The sequence below is a fragment of the Dactylosporangium siamense genome (genome assembly GCF_016862795.1).
Lineage (GTDB): Bacteria > Actinomycetota > Actinomycetes > Mycobacteriales > Micromonosporaceae > Dactylosporangium > Dactylosporangium siamense.
Genome location: NZ_BONQ01000147.1, coordinates 45,229 through 65,373 on the forward strand (window position 1 = coordinate 45,229; position 20,145 = coordinate 65,373).

The 20,145-nt window shown below is 72.7% G+C and carries 22 protein-coding genes; 9 read left to right on the forward strand and 13 right to left on the reverse strand.

Features of this window, described 5'->3' with window-relative positions:
* Nucleotides 1-206: 206 nt before the first annotated feature.
* Nucleotides 207-1,376, reverse strand: a complete 1,170-nt coding sequence (locus tag Dsi01nite_RS45455; protein WP_203852681.1) for an MFS transporter — start codon at nt 1,374-1,376, stop codon at nt 207-209.
* 103 nt (nt 1,377-1,479) lie between these two features.
* Here Dsi01nite_RS45455 and Dsi01nite_RS45460 point away from each other — a divergent pair, with 103 nt between their 5' ends.
* Nucleotides 1,480-2,319: a hypothetical protein gene (locus Dsi01nite_RS45460; RefSeq protein ID WP_203852682.1), complete on the forward strand. Its 840-nt coding sequence runs from the start codon at nt 1,480-1,482 to the stop codon at nt 2,317-2,319.
* A 90-nt stretch (nt 2,320-2,409) separates the two neighbouring features.
* Here the strand turns inward: Dsi01nite_RS45460 and Dsi01nite_RS45465 are convergent, their stop codons facing one another.
* Nucleotides 2,410-2,823 (reverse strand): hypothetical protein, encoded by a 414-nt coding sequence (locus Dsi01nite_RS45465; RefSeq protein ID WP_203852683.1) that lies wholly within the window; start codon nt 2,821-2,823, stop codon nt 2,410-2,412.
* Nucleotides 2,824-2,973: 150 nt separating this feature from the next.
* Here Dsi01nite_RS45465 and Dsi01nite_RS45470 point away from each other — a divergent pair, with 150 nt between their 5' ends.
* A complete protein-coding gene (locus Dsi01nite_RS45470; RefSeq protein ID WP_203852684.1) occupies nt 2,974-3,750 on the forward strand; it encodes a class I SAM-dependent methyltransferase in 777 nt (258 codons plus the stop codon).
* Between the two features lie 24 nt (nt 3,751-3,774).
* Here Dsi01nite_RS45470 and Dsi01nite_RS45475 read toward each other — a convergent pair whose 3' ends face one another.
* Nucleotides 3,775-4,737 (reverse strand): GlxA family transcriptional regulator, encoded by a 963-nt coding sequence (locus Dsi01nite_RS45475; RefSeq protein ID WP_203852685.1) that lies wholly within the window; start codon nt 4,735-4,737, stop codon nt 3,775-3,777.
* A 99-nt stretch (nt 4,738-4,836) separates the two neighbouring features.
* On the opposite strand from Dsi01nite_RS45475, the gene Dsi01nite_RS45480 reads away from it, so the two are divergent.
* Nucleotides 4,837-5,382, forward strand: coding sequence for a hypothetical protein (locus tag Dsi01nite_RS45480; protein WP_203852686.1), 546 nt, complete (start codon nt 4,837-4,839; stop codon nt 5,380-5,382).
* Between the two features lie 20 nt (nt 5,383-5,402).
* On the opposite strand, the gene Dsi01nite_RS45485 is transcribed toward Dsi01nite_RS45480, so the two are convergent.
* Nucleotides 5,403-5,861, reverse strand: coding sequence for a GNAT family N-acetyltransferase (locus Dsi01nite_RS45485; RefSeq protein ID WP_203852687.1), 459 nt, complete (start codon nt 5,859-5,861; stop codon nt 5,403-5,405).
* Nucleotides 5,862-5,925: 64 nt separating this feature from the next.
* On the opposite strand from Dsi01nite_RS45485, the gene Dsi01nite_RS45490 reads away from it, so the two are divergent.
* Nucleotides 5,926-6,222, forward strand: coding sequence for a hypothetical protein (locus Dsi01nite_RS45490; protein WP_203852688.1), 297 nt, complete (start codon nt 5,926-5,928; stop codon nt 6,220-6,222).
* Nucleotides 6,223-6,274: 52 nt separating this feature from the next.
* Here Dsi01nite_RS45490 and Dsi01nite_RS45495 read toward each other — a convergent pair whose 3' ends face one another.
* The gene (locus Dsi01nite_RS45495; protein ID WP_203852689.1) at nt 6,275-7,843 is read right to left on the reverse strand and encodes an MDR family MFS transporter; all 1,569 of its coding nucleotides are present in this window, start codon (nt 7,841-7,843) and stop codon (nt 6,275-6,277) included.
* On the reverse strand, nt 7,840-8,289 hold the full coding sequence (locus tag Dsi01nite_RS45500; protein ID WP_203852690.1) for a MarR family winged helix-turn-helix transcriptional regulator: 450 nt from the start codon (nt 8,287-8,289) through the stop codon (nt 7,840-7,842). The genes Dsi01nite_RS45495 and Dsi01nite_RS45500 overlap by 4 nt, the downstream gene beginning before the upstream one ends.
* A 94-nt stretch (nt 8,290-8,383) precedes the next feature.
* Between Dsi01nite_RS45500 and Dsi01nite_RS45505 the strand changes: the two genes are divergently transcribed.
* Nucleotides 8,384-8,968 (forward strand): TetR/AcrR family transcriptional regulator, encoded by a 585-nt coding sequence (locus tag Dsi01nite_RS45505; RefSeq protein WP_203852691.1) that lies wholly within the window; start codon nt 8,384-8,386, stop codon nt 8,966-8,968.
* 74 nt (nt 8,969-9,042) lie between these two features.
* On the opposite strand, the gene Dsi01nite_RS45510 is transcribed toward Dsi01nite_RS45505, so the two are convergent.
* Nucleotides 9,043-9,681 (reverse strand): hypothetical protein, encoded by a 639-nt coding sequence (locus Dsi01nite_RS45510; RefSeq protein WP_203852692.1) that lies wholly within the window; start codon nt 9,679-9,681, stop codon nt 9,043-9,045.
* Between the two features lie 173 nt (nt 9,682-9,854).
* Here Dsi01nite_RS45510 and Dsi01nite_RS45515 point away from each other — a divergent pair, with 173 nt between their 5' ends.
* Entirely contained in the window at nt 9,855-11,909 is a 2,055-nt protein-coding gene (locus Dsi01nite_RS45515) for a sensor histidine kinase (RefSeq protein ID WP_203852693.1), read from the forward strand.
* Nucleotides 11,899-12,549, forward strand: coding sequence for a response regulator (locus Dsi01nite_RS45520; protein WP_203852694.1), 651 nt, complete (start codon nt 11,899-11,901; stop codon nt 12,547-12,549). Before Dsi01nite_RS45515 ends, Dsi01nite_RS45520 begins: the two co-directional genes overlap by 11 nt.
* A gap of 39 nt (nt 12,550-12,588) precedes the next feature.
* On the opposite strand, the gene Dsi01nite_RS45525 is transcribed toward Dsi01nite_RS45520, so the two are convergent.
* The 5 genes from Dsi01nite_RS45525 to Dsi01nite_RS45545 all read right to left on the reverse strand — a co-directional run bounded on the left by Dsi01nite_RS45525 (nt 12,589) and on the right by Dsi01nite_RS45545 (nt 16,284).
* Nucleotides 12,589-13,380: a hypothetical protein gene (locus Dsi01nite_RS45525; protein WP_203852695.1), complete on the reverse strand. Its 792-nt coding sequence runs from the start codon at nt 13,378-13,380 to the stop codon at nt 12,589-12,591.
* Nucleotides 13,381-13,644: 264 nt separating this feature from the next.
* On the reverse strand, nt 13,645-14,298 hold the full coding sequence (locus tag Dsi01nite_RS45530; RefSeq protein ID WP_203852696.1) for a class I SAM-dependent DNA methyltransferase: 654 nt from the start codon (nt 14,296-14,298) through the stop codon (nt 13,645-13,647).
* Between the two features lie 76 nt (nt 14,299-14,374).
* Complete coding sequence (locus Dsi01nite_RS45535; protein WP_203852697.1) at nt 14,375-14,821, reverse strand: DUF4279 domain-containing protein; 447 nt, start codon at nt 14,819-14,821, stop codon at nt 14,375-14,377.
* A 4-nt stretch (nt 14,822-14,825) separates the two neighbouring features.
* Complete coding sequence (locus tag Dsi01nite_RS45540; protein WP_239136704.1) at nt 14,826-15,632, reverse strand: SAM-dependent methyltransferase; 807 nt, start codon at nt 15,630-15,632, stop codon at nt 14,826-14,828.
* 55 nt (nt 15,633-15,687) lie between these two features.
* Nucleotides 15,688-16,284: an ATP-dependent Clp protease proteolytic subunit gene (locus Dsi01nite_RS45545; protein ID WP_203852698.1), complete on the reverse strand. Its 597-nt coding sequence runs from the start codon at nt 16,282-16,284 to the stop codon at nt 15,688-15,690.
* 161 nt (nt 16,285-16,445) lie between these two features.
* On the opposite strand from Dsi01nite_RS45545, the gene Dsi01nite_RS45550 reads away from it, so the two are divergent.
* A complete protein-coding gene (locus tag Dsi01nite_RS45550; protein WP_203852699.1) occupies nt 16,446-16,946 on the forward strand; it encodes a chemotaxis protein CheX in 501 nt (166 codons plus the stop codon).
* A 9-nt stretch (nt 16,947-16,955) separates the two neighbouring features.
* On the opposite strand, the gene Dsi01nite_RS45555 is transcribed toward Dsi01nite_RS45550, so the two are convergent.
* Complete coding sequence (locus tag Dsi01nite_RS45555; protein WP_203852700.1) at nt 16,956-19,454, reverse strand: putative bifunctional diguanylate cyclase/phosphodiesterase; 2,499 nt, start codon at nt 19,452-19,454, stop codon at nt 16,956-16,958.
* Between the two features lie 266 nt (nt 19,455-19,720).
* On the opposite strand from Dsi01nite_RS45555, the gene Dsi01nite_RS45560 reads away from it, so the two are divergent.
* The gene (locus Dsi01nite_RS45560) at nt 19,721-20,068 is read left to right on the forward strand and encodes an MmcQ/YjbR family DNA-binding protein (RefSeq protein WP_203852701.1); all 348 of its coding nucleotides are present in this window, start codon (nt 19,721-19,723) and stop codon (nt 20,066-20,068) included.
* Nucleotides 20,069-20,145: the final 77 nt, after the last annotated feature.

The following is a 20,145-nucleotide window of genomic DNA, read 5'->3' on the forward strand; positions in this document are numbered from 1 at the left end:
GAGGAGCGCCGCTCTACCGGTCCAGCGATATATGTGTATCGAAGGGGGGCCTTCGAGCTAGTCCGTGCGAGGACCCTTCCGGGCCCTTTCGGTTGCTGCTGGGAAGAGCATGCCGCCCCGCACTTGGCGCCCACTTGGCGAACACTTGCGCCGCCCTGTCACCCACCCGACACCCTTGTCCGGTATCAGCACACCCCGGCGTGCCCTCAGGCGCTGCCCGTGAGCAACAGGACGGTGACGGCGGCTGCCATGGACGTGAGGCCGGCGGTGAGCATGGCGCCGCCGCCGCCGAGCCAGGCGACGAGCGGCGCGGCGGCCGCGGTGCCGACGCCGATGGCGGTCTGGACGACGGCGCCGACGGTGGCGAAGGCGCGGCCGTGCCGCTCCGGCGGGGTGCGGGCGGTGACGAGCGCGCTCTGGGCGACGTTCAGCATGCCGTTGCCCACCCCGCCGAGGACGGCCGCGGCGTACGCGAGCAGCAGCACCGGCGCGACCCCGATGCCCGCGATCCCGGCGCCGATGGTCAGGCACGCGACGGCGAGCGCGGTGCGGTGGCTGAGGCGCAGCAGCGGCAGCACCTGCGCGCCGGCGAGCGAGCCGACGCCCCACAGCGTCAGGTACAGCCCGTACTGGCTGTCCGACGCGCCGAGCTGGTCGATGAAGCGGAACGGCGCGGCGACGTTGTCCACGATGGCGGCGCCGGTGCAGACCGCGACGCCGAGGATCGCGACGGACAGCACCCGGTCGGCGAGCAGCAGCCGCAGCCCGCCGGACCGGTCGCGGCCGTTCGCCGAAGGGTCGGGCCGGCGGCGCACCGTGAGCAGCGCGCACGTGCCGGCGAGCACGGCGAACGTGGCCGCGTCGGCGAGCACCGTGGTCCGCACCCCGAACCAGCCGGTGAGCAGCCCGCCGGCGGCCGGCCCGACGATCCAGCCGAGCCCGAAGCCGAGCCCGAGCCGGGCGAAGCCACGTTGCTGCCCTTCGGGGCCGGTGATGGCGGGCACGAGTGCGTTCGTCGCCGGCCGCACGAACGCCGACAGGCTGGCGAGCGCGGCGAACAGCAGCACGGTCGGCAGCGGCCCGTCCAGCAGCGCCAGGGGCACCGCGACGACGGCCTGGCCGAGCAGCGCGGCGATCAGCACGGCCCGGGTCTCGAACCGGTCGACGACCCGCCCCACCACCGGCGCGAGGACCACGAACGGCGCCAGCTCGGCGGCCAGGAGCGCCGCGACCCAGCCGCTGCCGTGTGGTTGCAGCCGCAGCAGCAGCGCGATGAGCGCGGCCGCGTCGCCCGCGATCGACACCCCGAGACCGGCCGTGAGCACGGCGAGGTCACGACGACCCCGGCGGGTATCGACGGTTTTCGTGGTCGTCATTCGGCCACGGTACCGCCGACGCCTCCGTCGCGTGGGCCGCTGTGCGGATGCGTGATCACGTATCCTGCGCCGGTCCGACGTTCAACGATGGCGGGGAGTGCCAGTGGCCGAGCCGGAGCCCAACCAGGGGTGGCACCTGCCCGACGGCGCACCGCCCTCTACCCCCGCGCCGGTCCCGCCCCCGTCCTGGGCGCCGCCGACGCAGCCGACGCCCTACCACTACGAGCCGCCCGAGCCCGGCCCGCGCGGCATCCGGCGCCTGCGTCGCGGTCCGCTGATCGCCATCCTGGCCGGCGTCGTCGTCCTGGTGGCCTGCGTCGGCGGATACGGGTACACCATCATCCGCCTGGGACACCGGACGGCCTCGACCCCGACCACCCGAGCGCCGAGGTCCCCCGTGGCCACGCAACGCGGCCTCCCGGGCACCGCGTCCGCGTCACCGGGCGGCGGCCGGTCGGCCGGACCGGCCCGCGCGTGGGTGCTGGTCGCGCCGGCCCAGGCCGGGACGCTGCGGCGCTCGGCCGACACCACGTCGACCACGGCGGCGCTGGCCCGGCAGCGGCAGGCCGGGGTCACGGATCCCTACGCGACGGCCTACGAGGACGCCGTCGACACGCAGTACTGGGCGCTGGTGACCGGGCAGGTCGGGGCGCGGTTCACGGCGCAGGGCCCGCAGGCCGCGGTCGACGGTTGGCTCGCGACCCAGGCTCCGGTGCCGGCGAGCACGACGTACTGGGGCGACCGGACGATCAAGGGCCGCGTGCCGCCGCGCCTCGGCGGTGTCGCCGCGTGCCGGGATGATCGCGTCCAGGACAACCTGGTCTCGTGGTGCGCGTGGGCGGCCGAGGGGGTCATCGTCCAGTTCGTGTTCCAGCGGATGCCGGCGGAGGCGGCCCGCGACCGGATGGCGGAGATGCTGCCCGACATCGTCACCTGGACGTGAGATGACCCGGGGCGGACAGCGCGGAACGCCGGCCAGCACGAAGGCTGACCGGCGTTCCTAGCGCAGTCGAGACGCACCCGGGCGGGTGGATCAGGCGCTGCTGTCGGAGATCTCGTAGTTCGGGCCGTCCAGGACGTCGCCGAGGAAGCTCTCGAACCGCTCCGTCAGCGACAGGACCTGCGAGTCCGAGGTCTCGTCGGTCCCCTCGATCTCGGCGGCGCCGAAGCCGGCGGAGCCCTCCTGGCCGTACGCGGCGAAGGTGTGCTCCGACTCGATCTCGGTGTGCTCGTAGCGCGTGTACTCGGTCACCTCGTAGTGGTTGCCCGCGGCGTCCGTGTACTCGATGTGCTTGACGTTCTCGAACTCGGTGTGCTCGATGCTCTGGTGGTCCGTCTCGAGGATGCCGTACTGCGAGTTGTAGTCCTGCTCGCTGCCGGTCTCCGCGTGCGCCTCGGAGAGGCCGCCGTGGGCCTCACCGGTCTCGATCTCGCCGTACTCGCTCATGGGGGTGTTCCTCTCGGATGCGTATCTCGGTGTTGCGCTGTTGGACCTAACGGTACGGCCGTCCGCCCGACCCAAAATCCCGGAAACGTGCCACCCCGCATCAGCCGAACCGCCCCCGGCCGATCGAATCCTGTCGGTATAACAATGCGTATGGCAACAGACGCGATTTCCGAGTATTACCGGCGCGGCGGCGAACGGACCAGGCTCACCGCGTCCGGCGTCGGTCGGCTCGAGTTCCTGCGCACCTGGGACGTGCTGACCCGGGTGCTGCCACCCGCGCCGGCGACGCTGCTGGACGTGGGTGGGGCCACCGGTGTCTACGCGCGCCCGCTCACCGCCGCCGGATATCGCGTGCACGTCCTCGACCTGACCCCGGAGCCGGGCGTGACCGCCGCCGTCGGGGACGCCCGGGCCCTGCCGGTCGCCGACGGCGCCGCCGACGCGGTGCTGCTGCTCGGCCCGCTGTATCACCTGCCCGAACGCGCCGACCGGGTCGCCGCGTGGCGCGAGGCGGCCCGGGCCGTCGCCCCGGGCGGTGTGGTGGTCGGCGCGGTGATCAGCCGGTTCGCGTTCCTGCTGGACGGGCTGCTCAAGGGCTTCTTCGACGACCCCGGCTTCCCGCCGCTGGTCGAGCGCGCCCTGCGCGAGGGCCGGCACGTGAACGACTCGTCGGGCCGCGGCTACTTCACCACCGCGTACTTCCACCGCCCGGAGGAGGTGGCCGCCGAGGCGGAGGACGCCGGGCTGACCGACGTCCAGGTCGTCGCGGTGGAGTGCCCGCTGTGGCTCAACGACGACCGCCTGGACTCCCTGGTCGGCGACCCGGCGGCGACGGAGACGATGCTGGAGGTGCTGCGCGGCGTGGAGCGCGAACCCAGCATGCTCGGCGCCAGCGGCCACCTCCTCGGCGTCGCCCGGCGGCCTTAGCCGTTCGTGGATCGCCCGGCGGCCTCAGCCTTCGTGGATGGCCCGGTAGCGGGACGGGGCGATGCCGTAGCGCCGCAGGAACGCGGCGCGCAGCGTCTCGGCCGAGCCGAGCCCGCACCGGGCCGCGACGCCCGGCAGCGGCAGCGCGGTGGTGAGCAGGAGATGCGCGGCCGCCGCCGTGCGGACGTCCCGCACGTAGCGGCCCGGCGTCTGCCCGAGGTTCGTCAGGAAGAGCCGCGTGAGGTGGCGCGGGCTCACCCCGGCGACCCGGGCCAGGCTGGTCGTGCTGAGATCACCGTCGAGCGCCGCGTTGATGTGGTCCACGACGCCCCGGACGGTGGCGTGGTCGGGCGGCGGCGCGGCGGTGAACAGGCTCATCTGCGCCTGGTTGCCGGGCCGCTGCAGGTAGGTCACCAGGTCGCGGGCGAGCAGCCGGGCCAGCTCGATGCCGTGGTCCTCCTCGACGAAGGCCAGCGCCAGGTCCAGGGCGCTGGTGACGCCGGCCGCGGTCGAGATCTCCCCGTCCCGGATGTAGATCGGATCCGGATCGACGGTGACGCCGGGGTACTGCGCGGCCAGCGCGTCGGCGAACCGCCAGTGCGTGGTCGCGCGCCGGCCGTCGAGCAGGCCCGTGGCGGCGAGGATCGTCGCACCCGTGCACACCGACGCGACCCGCCGGCTGAGCCTGGCCAGCCGCCGCACGTGGGCGACGAGCAACGGGTTCGCGGCCGCGCCGGCATGACCGATCCCGCCCGAGACGATCACGGTGTCGAGCGGTTCGGTGAGCCGCTCGAGCGCCTGCGCGCTGTGCAGCACCACCCCGGGCCCGCAGGTGATCGGCAGCCCTCCCGGACTGACCACGATGATCCGGTACGGCCTGCGCAGCCCGCCGATCACGTTCGCCATGCCGAACGTCGTCGTCACGCAGGCGATGTCGAGCAGCTCCGCACCGTCGTACCCGACAACGGCGACCGGCCGGGTCTCCATACGCCGGCAGTGTAGTCCGAACGGACCCACATCCCAGAGTTTCGGACCTGCCGCGACGCTGGTCTGGCCCGCCGTGTCCCCAGCCCGGATGGTGTGGCCATGTCATCAACCTCTGTCGCGTCGGCGATCGGTCACCGCTGGCCCACCTGGCTCGCGCTCGCCTGGGCCGCCATCAGCCTCTGGGACGCCGGCGACGGCCTCGAATACGCGTTCCTGCTCGCCGTGGCCGCCGCCGGGTACCTCTTCATCACCGTCGTCGACCGCCCCCGCGCCACCTGGCCGGTGCTCTTCGCCCTGGTGGGCGTCGTCGCGGTCCAGCGCCTCCTGGACATCGACCCGTGGCCGTCCCTGGTCGTCCTCGCGGTCGCGTTGACCGCGGTGGGCCTCTTCGGCGGGCAGCTGCGCCGCCGGGGCCTGCCCGCCCTGCAGGCACCGGCCGGCCTCGTGTTCCTCGCGGTCGGCGTGGCCGCCCTGTCGGTCCCCACCGACCTGGGCCGCTACCTCGTCGCCGCCGGCCTGCTGGCCCACGCCGCCTGGGACGCCGCCCACTGGCGCGCGAACGCCGTTGTCGCCCGCTCGTTCGCCGAGTGGTGCGGCGTGCTGGACCTGACCCTGGCCGTCGGCATCCTGTTCCTCGCGCGCTGACCGACCTGCCCTACACCTGCCTACCTGGCCGCGTATCGGACCTCGGTGAACGGCCAGTCCGCGGCGAGCCATCGGGTGACTGCCTCGTGGAGCGGCCCGTCGAGCTCGGCCCGGCCGGCGCTGACCCACGAGTGGACCTCCACGACCGAACCCTCGTCGCGCGCCGGGTAGATGTACACGCACCCGATGACGTCCCCGCCGGGCACCCCGATGACCGAATACGTGAAGCCCGTCCGCCGCGCGAAGTCCGCCGCGTGGCGCTCCAGGTCGGCGAGGTTGCGCTCCAGGGACATGCCCTCGACCGGCGGCCAGGTCCCGCTGTCGAACCCGGGCGTCGCCCGGATGTGCTCGATGCTGCCGGTCCACGCCGCGTGGTCACGCTCGTTGTGCTGCGGGCCGAGCGGCTCCAGGCGGAACCGACCGGTCACGAGCTCGTGAGGAACGACGAAGTCATCGGGCACCAGCGCGGACTGCGACACCCCTGCAACCTACCTCCGCCGGCCGGACACCAGGCCCCCGTTCCAGCGCTGGTCCTACCCGGCGGTGATCGAAGCCACACGCCGGGACGACGACTGGCTGCTGGACGCCGAGGTGCGGGCCGCGGTGCGCCGGCTCGCTGACGAGGACGGTGGGTGGCAGGCGGGCCCGGGGCTGCCGTGGGCCCTGCTGCCGCTGGAGCCGGTGCACCTGCTGACGGCGCTGCCGGCGGTCGGGGATCACGGGGTGCCGGACGGCGTGCCGGGCATGGTGGCGGAGGCGCTGCGTGCGGTCGGTGCCACCACTCTGGTCGAGGAGCTGGCCGAGGATCTCCTGCGGCATCGGGCGTGCGTGCTGCTGTGAAACGGCGTGGGCGGGGCGGCTCCGAGGGAAGCCGCCCCGCCAGGGTGTCTGCTCAGCGGGTGGTCGCCGGGACCTTCTCGGGTTCGGTCGGGGCGGTCAGGTCGAGGGTGCTGCGCAGGGCGGTCGGCTTCATCAGTGCCGCCGCGATCACGCCGACGATCGCGATGCCGGCCGAGATGAGGAAGATGTGGCCGGTCGCATCGCCGTAAGCGGCCCGGACGATGTGTTGCATCGCGGGCGGGAGGGCGTTGAGGTTGAGGTTGCTGGTGCCGCTGGAGCCGGCGCCGGCCGGTGCACCCGCGGCGGCCAGACCGTGCGCGATGTTCTCGGTGACACGGCGGGCGAGGACGGCGCCGAGGACCGAGACGCCGATCGTGCCGCCGAGGGAGCGAAAGAAGGCGATCGTCGAGCTTGCCGCGCCGATGTCCTTCAGGGGGACGGTGTTCTGCACGGCGAGGACGAGGTTCTGCATGGAGGAGCCGACGCCGATGCCGACGAGGAGCATGGCCGCGCCGACGAAGACGAGGGACGTCTCGTGGTCGATGGTGGCCAGGGCCGCGAAGCCGAGGACGAGGACGACGGTGCCGGCGACGATGTACGGCTTGATGTTGCCGGAGCGGGTGATCAGGCGGCCGACGACGATCGAGGCGCCGAGGACACCCGCCATCAGCGGGATGGTCAGCAGGCCGGCCTCGGTCGGGGTGTAGCCGCGGCCGATCTGGAAGTACTGGCCGAGGAAGACGGCGCCGCCGAACATGGCCATGCCGACGGCGAGGCTGGCGACGATCGACAGGGCGGTGGTGCGCTGCCGCACGATGTCCAGCGGGACGACGGGCTCGGCGGCGCGGGCCTCGACCAGGACGGCGAGGGCGAGCAGGACCAGGCCGGCGCCGACCATGGCGAAGGTCTGCCAGGACAGCCACGCGAACGAGCCGTCGACGAACGAGACCCAGATGAGCAGGGTGCTCACGCCGGCGGCGATGAGCGAGGCGCCGAGGTAGTCGATGCGGACGTTGTCGCGGCGCAGCGTGGCGACGTGCAGGGTCTTCTGCAGGACGATGAGCGCGATGACGGCGATCGGCACGCCGACGAAGAAGCACCAGCGCCAGCCGAGCCACGAGGTGTCCACGATGACGCCGCCGAGGAGGGGGCCGCCGACGGTCGCGACGGCCATGACGCCGCCGAGGTAGCCGTTGTACCGGCCACGCTCCCGCGGCGGGATCATCGCGGCGATGACGACCTGGACGAGTGCCTGCAGGCCGCCGACGCCGATGCCCTGGAAGGCGCGGGCGGCGATCAGCTCGCCGGCGTTCTGGGCCAGGCCGGCGACGATCGAGCCGACGACGAAGATCACGATGGAGATCTGGACGAGGAGCTTCTTGCTGTACAGGTCGGAGAGCTTGCCCCAGATCGGGGTGGAGGCGGTCGCGGTGAGCAGGGTCGCGGTGACGACCCAGGTGTACTGGCCCTGCGTGCCGTTGAGCGCCCCGATGATCTTCGGCAGGGCGGTGGAGACGATGGTGGAGCTCACCATCGCCACGAACAGCACGAGCAGCAGTCCGCTCAGCGCCTCGAGGATCTGCCGATGCGACATCGGCTCCTCGGTCTTGGTCTGACTCATCGTTGTGCCTCCAGAGACGTGCCGTGCAGAGACGTGCTGTGCAGAGACGTGTCGTGCAGCGCGGTGGTGAAGCGCCGCAGGTAGGCGCCGAACTGCTCGACGTCCGCGCTGGTCCAGTCGCGCAGGGCGTCGGCGAGCAGGGCGTCGTACCAGGTGACGGCCTCGGCGAGGGTGGCCCGGCCGGCGTCGGTGAGCTCGAGGATGCTGGCCCGCCCGTCGTGCGGGTCGGGCACCCGCCGGACGAGTCCGGCCTGCGAGGCGGCACTGACCGCCCGGCTGGTCGTGGACTGGTCCAGGGCGCAGGTCGCCGCGACGTCCTTCAGCCGCCCGCCGCGCTCGATCGCCAGCAGCAGCCCGACGGTCCCGCTCGGCAGGACCGGATGCCGCTGCTGTTTGAGCACGCGGAGGACCTTCATCAGCCCGGACAGCTCGTCGCGCAGCTCCACCGGTACACCTCCCAGATACTTGCCTTGTACAAGCATCTGAAAAAGTTGCCCAATGCGCAAGTTTGCCCGGTGAGAAGTGGGTAACATTCGGAGCGTGAGCACCGGGCTGCGCGAACGCAAGAAGTCCGCCACCCGGCAGGCCCTGCACGAAGCGGCCGTCCGGCTGGCGATCGAGCACGGCCCGGACCGGGTCACCGTCGAGGCGATCGCGGACGCCGCCGAGGTGTCGCGGCGGACGTTCTCCAACTACTTCGCCAACAAGGAGGAGGCCCTCCTCTACGGCGACCTGGCCCGCATGCGGCTGCTGCTGGACGCGGTGCGGTCCCGGCCGGAGAGCGACGCGCCGTGGCCGGTGCTGACCGCCGCCGCCGTCGAGGTGTTCCAGGACTTCGGCACCCGTGACCCCGGGTGGATCGCGCAGGTCCGGCTGGTGCGGCGGCACCCGGCGCTCGCCGCGCAGCAGGTCACCACGTACACCGCGATGGAGGACGACCTCACCGCGGAGCTGACCGCCCGTGGGGTCGCGGCGCCGATCCGGGCCCGGCTGATGGCGGCGGCTTTCCTGACGTCGCTGCGGGTCGCCGTGCAGGCGTATCCGGACCGCACCGGCGGCGCCACGCTGACCGCGGTCATGCAGGAAGCCCTCGCCGAGACCGGCAAGGGCTTCGTGTGCGGGTGAACCTCAGACCCCGGGGAACCTCAGACCCCGGGTGAAGCTCAGACCCCGGGTGAACCTCAGACCCCGGGTGAAGGTCAGGCCCGGGCGCCGGTCAGCTGCGGGCGCAGCATCAGGATGACGCCCAGCGCGACGTAGCCGATGAGCAGGTGCGCGCCGCCGATGTAGTCCGCCACCGGCGAGCCGAAGATCCCGAACGCGGGGACGGTGACCACGGCCCAGCTCTCCGCGACGGTCGGCCACACCCGGGCGGCACCCTTCCAGCGGCCCGCGAACGCGATCTTCACGCCGATGACGGCCATGCCGAGCATCGACAGCGGCCAGAAGATGTCCATCGGGATCAGCCACGCCGCGTCGCGCAGGGCCGGGACCGCGTGCAGGAAGCTCCACAGGGTGGCGACGGCGAGCAGGACGTGCTCGACGACCAGCATGCCCTTGGCGACCTTGGTCAGGCCGGTCGCGCGGGTCCGGACCTGGATCGCCAGCAGGGCGAACAGCCCCAGCTGGAACAGCCCGCCGGTGGTGTCGGTGATGGTCAGGCCCAGCGAGTCCGTCGGGTTGTTGCCGACGGTGAACATGCTCGTCGCCCACGACAGCGTGCCGGCGGTCAGGGCGAGGCCCAGGGCCCGGACCCCTCGGACGGAGATGGCGGCCGGTGCCGGCTGACCGGTGAGGACGTCGGTGCGGGCGGGGACGGGTTCGGTGCGGATCGACATGGCAGGTCCTTTATGTGAACGGCGCAGGCTCGCCGGGTATGCCGAGAATCCTGCGTCCCACGGCGACCCGGGCGGCAGGGCCCGGCGCCCTGAACGCGGCCCGGAACATGTCCCGGACAGGTCGGGACAGCTGCCTCGGGACGACGGGACTGCCCGGCTGACACGATGACGGCATGCGCACCCGGCTCCCCACCCTCGCCGGCGGCCTGTTCGTCCTGCTCACGCTGGCCGCGACGGTCGCCTCGATCGTCCTGGAGGTGGCACTGGGCGCGGACCGGCGGGCCGCCGACGGCGTCGAGCCGGGCTGGATCTCCGGCCTCGCCGGGCTGGCCCTCGCGGTGCCGGGCGCGCTGCTGGTCCGCAAGGTCCCCCGCAACCCGGTCGCCTGGATCCTCTGCGTCACCGGCCTGCACTGGGCCGCCGACGGCACCAGCGCCGAGTGGGCCAGCTACGCGACCGCGCAGGACCCGTGGCTGCCCGGCGCGACCGTCACCTGGTGGCTGTATCAGCGGCTCGGCGCGTCGCTGCTGTTCTCGCTGCCGCTGCTGCTGGTCTTCTACCCGGACGGCCGCCCACCGGCCGGCCGCTGGCGCTGGGCCGCGTACATCAGCCTCGGCTGCACCGCGATCCTGCCGCTCACGCTGCTCTTCGTGCCGGCCCGCATCGCCGGTGCCGGGGACGCCGGCCCGCTGGAACACCTGTCCGCCGACCTGCTGGGCATCCCCTTGCCCGACGGCGTCTGGACGGTCCTGCTCCGGATCGGCTACGCGGCGCTGCCGTTGAGCCTGCTGGTGCCGTTCGTCGTCGTTTTCCGCCGGTACCGGCAAGCTTCCGGCCTGGCGAAGACCCGCATGCGGTGGCTCGTCTGGGCCGGGGTCGTCGACGTGCTGGTCATGCTCTCGGCGCTGCTGCTGCCCCAGTCGGCGCTGTCGCTCGGCCTGGTCGTGGCGATCGTGGTCACCGGCGGCGCCATCGCGATCGGCATCCTGCGCCCGCGCCTCGTCGACATCGACCGGCTGCTGGGCGGCACCGTGCTCTACGGCGCCCTGGCCACCCTCGTGGTCGCCGTCGACGCGGTCCTGCTCGCCGCGGCGACGACCCTGCTCGGCGAGCAGGGCGCGGCACTGGCCGGGCTGCTCGTCGTGATGCTCGTGTACGGCCCGCTGCGGCACCGCCTCTGGCAACTCGTGCAGCGGGTCGTGCTGGGCCGCCGGCACGATCCGTACCGGGTCGTGTCCGGGCTGGCCGAGCAGCTGGAGCGCACCGACAGCCCCGAGGACCAGCTCCTGGCCGTCGCGCGCAGCGTTGCCGAGGCGTTCAACGCGCCGTATGTGGCGGTCGAGGTCCACCGCGGCGGGGACTCGACGCTGCTCGCCGAGCACGGCACCGCGGTGCCGGACACGCAGACGTTGCCCATCACGTACCGTGGCGAGACGGTGGGCCGGCTGATCCTGCCGGCCGGCGGTCCCCGCACCGTGCTGTCGCCGCGGGACGAGCGGCTCCTCGCGGACGTGGTCCGGCAGGCCGCGGCCGCGGCCCGCTCCAGCCATCTCGCCGCCGAGCTGCAGCACAGCCGGGAGCGCCTGGTCGGGGCGCGCGAGGAGGAGCGCCGCCGGGTCCGCCGCGACCTGCACGACGGCCTCGGCCCGGCGCTCGGCGGGGTGGCGCTGCGCATCGACACCGCGCGCAACCTGCTTGCCGCTTCGCCGGCGCGGGCGGACGAGGTGTTGCGGCAGGCCCGGGAGGACGTGTCTTCGGCCCTCGCCGACGTGCGGCGTCTCGTGCACGACCTGCGCCCACCGGCGCTCGACGACGTCGGCCTGATCGGCGCCGTGGACCAGGTCGCGGACCGCCTGCGGACGCCTTCGCTGACCATCCGCGTGACGGGTTCGCTGGCGCTCGGTCTGGCGGCGGCGGTGGAGGTCGCGGCGTACCGGATCGCGTCGGAGGCGCTGACGAACGTGTCGAAGCATGCTCGGGCCGGGCTATGTGTGGTTGATTTTTCCGTTGTTTCCGACAATTTGGTGGTTTCGGTGGTGGATGACGGGGGTGGGATCGCGGTGGGGACGCCGTCGGGGGTCGGGCTGATCTCGTTGCGGGAACGGGCCGCGGAGCTCGGCGGCCGGTGCGAGATCGAGTGCCCGCCGTCCGGCGGCACCACCGTGCGGGCCACATTGCCGTTAGGATCAGCGGCCCGCGCCGTTCAGGAGGTGTCCGATGGCCGATGAGCCCGTCAGAGTGCTGGTCGCCGACGACCACCCGATCTTCCGCGACGGCCTTGCCGTGCTGCTCGGGTCGGTGGAGGGCATCGACGTCGTCGGCACCGCGGCCACCGGCGCCGAGGCGGTGACCCTCGCGGTCGAACTCCTGCCCGACGTCGTCGTCATGGACGTGCAGATGCCCGACCTCAACGGCATCGAGGCGACCCGCCGCCTCGCCACCGAAGCCCCCTCGGTCGGCGTGGTCGTGCTCACCATGTCCGAGGACGACGGCACCGTCTTCAGCGCGGTCCGCGCCGGCGCCCGCGGCTACCTGGTCAAGGGCGCCGAGCAGGAGGAGATCGTCCGCGCCATCAACACCGTCGCCTCCGGCGGCGCGGTCTTCGGCGCGACCCTCGCCCGCCGCATCGCCGAGTTCTTCGCCGCCGGCCCGCCGACGGCGACCACGGCCTTCCCGGAGCTCACCGCCCGCGAGCGGGAGATCCTCGAACTGCTCGCCGCCGGCCGCTCCAACGCACAGATCGCGCAGACGCTGTTCCTGTCGCAGAAGACGGTCCGCAACAACGTCTCGAACGTGTTCGCGAAACTCCAGGTCGCGGACCGTTCCGAGGCGATCGTCCGGGCCCGGGAGGCCGGCCTCGGCCGCTGACTTCGCAGCGCCGGTTCGGGCCGGCCTCCCGGCTCGTGGTTACCGCTCCAGGTTGAAGTACTTGTAGATCTCGTCGGTGGCCTCGATGGCGCCGGCGGGCTTCTCGACCGCGACGGCCTTGCCCCAGTCGGTGAAGGCATACGCCACCGGCGTCGCCGGGTCACCGTCGGTGCCGGGGACCTCGAAGGTGAGGCCCGCCAGCCGGCCGCTGCTGTCCAGCTTCGCCTGGAACGGCAGCGCCTTGACCTTGTCGGGGACGTCCATCACGACGGTCGGGTCGACGTACAGCAGCACGTCCTCGATCTTGGCGAGATCGAGCGTGCCCTTGATCGTGCCGTCCGCGGTCTTCTCCGTGGCGGTCATCGCACCGACCAACGCCTTGATCCCGGCCGGGTCCTTGACGTCCTCGACGCCGAACGCGACCGAGCCTTCCTTCAGCTTGGCCGGGTCCAGGTGCACCCACTTGTTCTCGAATGCGTCCGGACCCTGGCTCTGCTTGATGAACCAGTCCTTGCCGTCGACCCGGCCCTCGGTCGCGACCTCCACGGTCAAGATCTCCATCGAGGCGTTGACCAGCAGCTTGCTGTTCGTGGCGTCGACCGATCCGGTGAGCTTGAACGTGTCGGCCTTGAGCGAGAACGCATACGGCGTGCTGCCGATGTCCTTCACCGACGCCGTCAGCGCGTCGGCCGGCGACAGCGACGGTGCCGTCGACGGCTTCCCGCTGCTGCCCGCCGCCGTCTTGTCCTCGCCCGTGCCGCCGCACGCCCCTGCGAGCGCAAGCGTGACGGTCACGACGACCGCGGCCCCGAGCTTCCTGAATGTGCGCACAGCGCTTCCTCCCCGTGTAGCCGGCGCGTGATCACCGACTCCCGGCGGGGAGCATAACCGTACAGTACGACGAAATGGTGTCCGGTTTTCTGTGGCCTTCATCCACGCCCGGCGATCAGTTCCCGGCTTCGCTCACGGTGGCGCGGCCGACAGCGGAGACGTGAGCAGACACCCTGGCGGGGCGGCTTCCCTCGGGCCGCCCCGCCCACGCCGTTTTCAGCGGAGCACACCCGCGGGCCCCGGACCCGCGGACGCGATCCGGGCTCAGGCGGAGCCGGTCTTGCGGACCAGCAGGTACCCGTATGGCGGCTCTGGCGCTTCGGCGGGCGTGCTGCCCTGGAAGATCAGTGTGAACCCGGCCGCGGCGAAGCGGTCCTCCATCTCCCGGGCCGAGAGCCAGTACCGGTCGAAGTCGATGCCGAGGCTCTCGACGCGGCTGCCGGGAGCGTTCCGGTGCACGGTGCCATCGCCGTGCTTGAAGGCTGTCACCAGGTATCCGCCGGGCTTCACCACCCGGGCGAGTTCGGCGAAGGCCGGCACCCGGGCGTCCGGTGCCAGGAAGATCAGCGAGAACCAGCACACCACCCCGGCCAGCGACGCGTCCTCGAACGGCAGCTCGTGCAGGTCGGCGACCTCGTATGTGAAGCCCGGGTGTTCCCGCTGTGCCACCTCGACCATGCCGGGCGAGAGATCCACGCCGCGAGGCGACAGGCCCCGGCCCGCGAGGTAGGGCAGCAGGCGTCCGGTGCCGCAGCCCACGTCCACGACCTCCGTGCCCACGGCCAGGGTCATCTCGGCGAACAGGTCGAGCACCGCCCGCTCGACCGGCATGCTCTCGAGCACCCCGACCAGATGCTTGGCGTACCACTCCGAGAGCACGTCGTGCGCGTCCCGCAGCTCCTCGGTCCTGGCGTCCATCCCCCGTTGACCTTCCCGTCGAGACCGTTGTGGCGACGAATCCGTCGATGCTGCGCAAGGTACGACGCGGCCGGTGTCAGTAGAAGAGATCCTGCTCGCAGTCCAGCCAGACGTCCAGCGCCGCCAGGCGGCGGAGGGTGGTGGCGGGTAGTTGGAGCCGTGGCGAGCCCAGCATCTGGTAGACCTCGACACAGATGTAGATGCCGGCGGAGAGGCCGAAGCGGCGGCGGGCCTGGGCCAGGCCGGAGGCGTGCGGTTCGATGATGTCCAGGATTTCGCGGACGAGGACCTCGGTGTTGAACTCGGCGCGCCTCGGCAGGTCGATCCACCAGCCGGAGGCCGTGTAGGGCGGGACGCCGTCGTCGAGGCGGTGCCGGGTCCAGGTGGGCTCGAGGCCGATCAGGCGGGTCACCTCCGCCGGGTCGAAGTCCTGGTCACCGTCGACGGCCGGTTCGAGGCGCAGGTGGCCGCCCTGGACGCAGAGCGGCAGTGGCTCGTCGTCGTCGTCCGTCAGCGGGGCCACGGAGTTATGGCTTGCGGGCGACCACGCCGTAGATCTGGAGGTCGGCGCTGACCGGGCGGTCGGCGGAGGCGTCGGGGCGCCAGTCGCTGACCGGGACGATGCCGGGCTCGACGATCTCGAGGCCGGTGAGGTACTGCTCGATGGCGTGCTTCGGGCGGGCGCGGACGTCGGTGCCGCCGGCGGCGAACATCTTCTCGTAGGCGGCGACGCCGTCCGGGGTGCTGAAGTCCATCGTGCCGTGGGTGAGGACCAGGTGGCTGCCGGACGGCACGGCGTCGAGCAGGTGCTGGACCACGGCGGCGACCTGGGCGTCGTCGTGGACGAAGTGCAGGGTGGTGACCAGCAGGACGCCGACCGGTGCGGCCAGGTCGAGGGTCTCGCGCAGGCTCGGGTGCGCCAGGATGGCGGCGGGGTCGCGGACGTCGGCCTCGAGGTACGCGGTCCGGCCGCGTGGGTCGCCCTGCAACAGCGCGCGGGCGTGGACCATCACGATCGGGTCGTTGTCGACGTAGACCACCCGGGACTCGGGCGTGATCCGCTGCGCGACCTCGTGGGTGTTGTCCGGGGCGGGCAGGCCGGTGCCGAGGTCGAGGAACTGGTGAACGCCGGACTCGGCCAGGAACCGCACCGCGCGGCCCAGGAACGCGCGGTTGGCGCGGGCCAGGGCGACCACGGCGGGGAACGCGGCGGCGATCGCGTCGCCGGACTCGCGGTCGGCGGCGAAGTGGTCCTTGCCACCGAGCCAGTAGCTGTAGCGCCGGGCCGGGTGCGGGACCGAGGTGTCGATCCGGCTGTGTTCCGTGCTGCTCACCCAGCGTTCCTCTCGTCCCGCGCGATCGAGCCCAGTAGATCACGCACGGGCAAGACTACCGGGTCGTGATGGAGGAGATCAGACCGTATTCGACGGCCTCCTCGGCGGACAGGACCCGGCCGGCGGACAGGTCGTCCTCGACCCGGGAGCGGGGCTGGCCGGTCGCGGCGGCGATGCGCAGCACCAGGTCCTCCAGGTCGCGCAGATAGCGACCGGCCTCGGCGACGACCTGGTCGGCGGTGCCGCCGGGGCTGGTCACCTTCGGCTCGGACAGCCGGAAGCGGGCATGCGCGAACGCCGATCGGGTCTGCGCCGCGCAGAACACGCCGATCGCGGCGCCGCCGATCTGCCCGACCGCGGTCGCGTGGATCGGGGCCTGCACCGCGTCGAGCGCGTCCACGAGCGTGAACACCGCCGCGAGCTGCCCCTCCTCCGCCGCCAGGTGCAGCGTGATCGGGTCGGCGCCGATGGCGTCGAGGGCGAGGAGGGTCGCCGCGGCGCGGCCGGCCATCTCCGGCTCGATCACGCCGCGCAGGAACACCATGCGGCGGCCGAACAGCTGCTCGTCGAGCCAGGGGGCATGCTGGGCCGGCGGGACCGGCGGATCGTCGTCGGGGCGACGGTCATAGCGGAACCGCGAGCTGTGCTCCATGCGCCGACCCTAGGCGACCGCGCGACCGTCATCGAGCGCCGCGAGCGCATTCCGCTGCGGGCGGAAGCGGGCTGCACCGAAAAACCCGGTTTCTGCGGGATTGCCACTTTCGACTGGCACCATGCGGTGTAGGTACACCCCCCACGACGTCTGGAGTGCGCATGGTGGACGCCTCGCTCACCGAGTCCGGCCTCGCCGACCGGGATCTCGTCGAGATCGTCAACGAGGTCTGGGACGCGTACCTGCAGCAGCCGGACGCCCAGCCGACGGATCACGAGCCGGCGCTGGATCTGCGGCCGATCACCGCCGCGGTGTCGATCACCGGTGCGTGGGAGGGGCACGTGCGGGTGCTCGTGCCGGCTGCGGCCGCCAACGACATCACCGGACTGATGCTGGCCATGGAGCCCGACGAGGTCACCGACGGCGACGTCACCGACGCCATGGGCGAGCTGATCAACGTGGTCGGCGGCAACCTGAAGAACCGCGGCGCGCAACCGGCGAAGCTGGGGCTGCCCGTCGTCGCGACCGGCAAGATGCTGTTCCCGTCGACGCGCGAGACGCTCCGCCTGGCGATCGGCTGGCAGGGCAAGCCCGACCAGCCGATCACGTTCAGCGTCCTGCACGTCCACCGGGATCGGCCCGTCACCGCCAGGATGCAGTGAACAGCACCGTCACCATGTCCGCTGGCGCACCAGCGCGGCCTCGATGCGTTCCGCCGGTGCGGGCGGGCCGTAGTAGTGGCCCTGGCCGTAGCGGCAGCCCGCGCTCCGCACGACCTCCAGGTGCCGCTCCGCCTCCAGACCGTGGGCGACGACCGTCACGTTGAGCCGCCGTGCCAGCTGCACCACGACGTCGATGATCGGTGCCGCCGGTCCATGTGTCGGTTGCGACGCGAACAGCGCGCCGTCGACCTTCAGCATGTCCGTCGGCAGGCGCCGCAGGTGGGCCAGGGACGTCGCGCCGGTGCCGAAGCCGTCCAGCGCGGTCCGCACGCCGATCGCCCGCACCGTGGCGAGGGGTTCGACGGCCCGGTCGAGGTCGACGCCGAGCTCGCGCTCCGACAGCTCCACGACGAGGTCCGTCGGGTCGATCTGGTGGCTGTCCAGGGTCAGGCTCAACCGGCCGGCGAAGTCGTCGGCGACCAGGTCGTCGATGGCGACGTTGATCGACATCCACAGCCGGTACCCCTCGTGCTGCCAGGACGACAGCTGGCGGCAGGCCCGGTTGAGCACCCAGTCGTGGATGTCCCGGGTGATCCCGAGCTCCCGCGCGACCTCGAGGGCCTCCTTCGGCGGGACGGTGCCGAGGGTCGGGTGCCGCCAGCGCAGCAGCGCCTCGACGCCGATCGGGTGGCCCTCGACCAGGTCGTAGACGGGGTGGTAGGCGAGGTCCAGCTCCCCGCGCTCCGCCGCCTGCGGCAGGTGCTGCTCGAGCGTGGCCCGCCGCACGTAGGCGTCCTCGACGGCGGCGTCGTGCCACTCGACCCTGCCCCGCCCGCCGCGTTTCGCCCGCCGCAGCGCCAGCCCGGCGCGGCGCAGGGACTCCTCCGCGCCACCGCCGACCGGGGCGAGCCCGATCCCCGCGGACAGCTGCAGCTCGGCGCCGGGCAGCGGGTACGGCTCACCGAGGTCCCCGAGCAGCCGCGTGGCGAGGGTGAACGCGTGCACCTGGTCGACCCGGGTGTACACCGCGAACTCGTCGCCGTTGAGCCGCGCCGCGACGTCGCCGTGGTTGACCGCGCCCCGGATGCGGGCGGCGACCTGGACGAGCATCGCGTCGCCGACGTCGGAGCCGTGCAGGGCGTTGACGCCGGCGAACCCGTCGAGGCCGATCGTGAGCAGGTATCCGCCGCCCTCGTTGAGCTGCGCGAGCAGCGTCCCGCGGTTGGCCATTCCGGTCAGCGGGTCGACCCGCATCGTGCGTTGCAGGCTGTGTTCCAGCTCCTGTTGCGCGCTCGCGTCCCGCAGGTGCACCACGACGCCGTCGACCTCGGGGTTGCCGCGTTCGTCGGTGACGGTGACCTCGACCGGGCGCCACACCCCGAAGCCGTCCTGGATCCGGGCCCGCACCGGCTGCGGCCCGGCCCGGTCCGGCGCGACGAGGTCGAGGTCGTCGGGGTGGACGAGCTGCCGGAACGGCCGCCCGACGACCTCCTGGTCCGACAACCCGAACTGGCGGGCCGCGGCGGCCGACTGCCACCGCACCGACAGGTCCGGGTCGAGCACCACGATCACGTCGCTGGAGCCGGCGACCAGGGTGCGGAAGGTGGCCTCCTGCGCGTCGAGCTGGCCGCTGTACCGGCGCAGCGCGACCGCCTCGAGCAGCTCCCGCACCGCGACCGCCAGGACCGCGCAGGTGCCGATCACCATCGCGGTCAGGCCGAGCTGGCCGCGGCTGAACAGCGCGTACAGCACCGCGGCGGCACCGGCGAGGACCGGGGCGACCAGCAGCGGGTCGCCGATCAGGGTGCCGTCGAGCGCCGGGCGGCCCGGCCGGCGGTCGGCGGTCACGCAGCGGCAGGCGCCGGCCCAGACCAGCACCGAGCCCAGCACCAGCAGCCCGCCCGCAGCCAGCAGCCAGGTGCCGTCGCCGGCCGGGCGCAGCGGCAGGACGGCCAGGCCGAGCACGATCAGCGCCACCCCGCCGGCGGCGGTGACGGCGGCCCAGCGCGGGAACGGCGCACGGACCCCGCTCACGACGGCGATCGTGATGCCGGTGACGCCGAGCAGGCAGGTGATGAAGACGGCGGTGCTGGGGTGGCCCTGCTGCTCCAGGACGAGGACCAGCAGCGTCAGGAACTTCCACAGCGCGACGCAGATCCCGTCGAGGGCGCGGCGCAGCGCCCCTCCGGTGCCGACGGTGACGCCGGGCAGTGTCAGCAGACCGGCGAGCAGCGCGACGCCGGCGGCCGGCGCCAGGTAGGCCGCGACCGGCGTGGCCACGGCCGAGACGCCGGCGGTGAACACCCCCAACGCGAGCGCGGCGAGGCTGAACACCGTGCCGCGCGGCTGCGAGGCGAGGGCGGCGCGCAGCAGCCAGGCGGCGTGCAGGGTGGTGGCCGCGGCGGCGGCGACGAGCACGGCGAGGTTCGCGGGCAGTCCGAGCGGGGGTCCACCGACGAGGACGGCCGCGGCGACGGCCAGTGTGAGCGGTGCCGAGGCCATGAGCATCCGGCCTCGTGATCTGTGCGCGCCACCGATACCCGGTTTCATGGCTGCGGTCCGTTCGCTCGGCAGGGGGACTCCTAGCTGCCCCCAGCAACGACGCCCACCGGCGCCGGTGACGTCGGTGTCACCCGTTCGAACGACTTCCGGAACCTATTGTCCGGATTTATGCCGATCCATCTTCGGGTCGATGTGCGCGCCGCGGCCGACCTGGGTACAGGGGCAGGTTTCGGTGCCCCGAGCGGAGCCCGTCGCCGTGCCACGATATGCGGATGGGCACCGTCGATGAGGTGCGCGGCGTGGCGATGAGCCTGCCGCGGACCACCGAGCACCTGATCCGCGACCGGGTCAAGTTCCGGGTCGGCAGCATCGTCTACCTGGCGCTGTCGCAGGACGAGACGACGCTCGGCTTCGCGTTCCCGAGGGAGGAGCGCGCCGCGCTCATCGCCACCGACCCCACCCGGTTCTTCCAGCCACCGCCGTCGGACCTGCGGTTCAACTGGGTCTGCGGGCACCTGTCCCACCTCGGCGGCGACGAGCTGCGCGACCTGATCGTCGAGGCGTGGCGGATGGTCGTGCCCAAACGCGTCTACGCCTCCTGGCACCAGGGCGTGTCATGACCGGCCAGCGAAGCGGCTTGGGCCGGTCGTCAGCATCGCAGTGTTGGGTCATGCGCCCGGAACGAAGTGAGGACGCA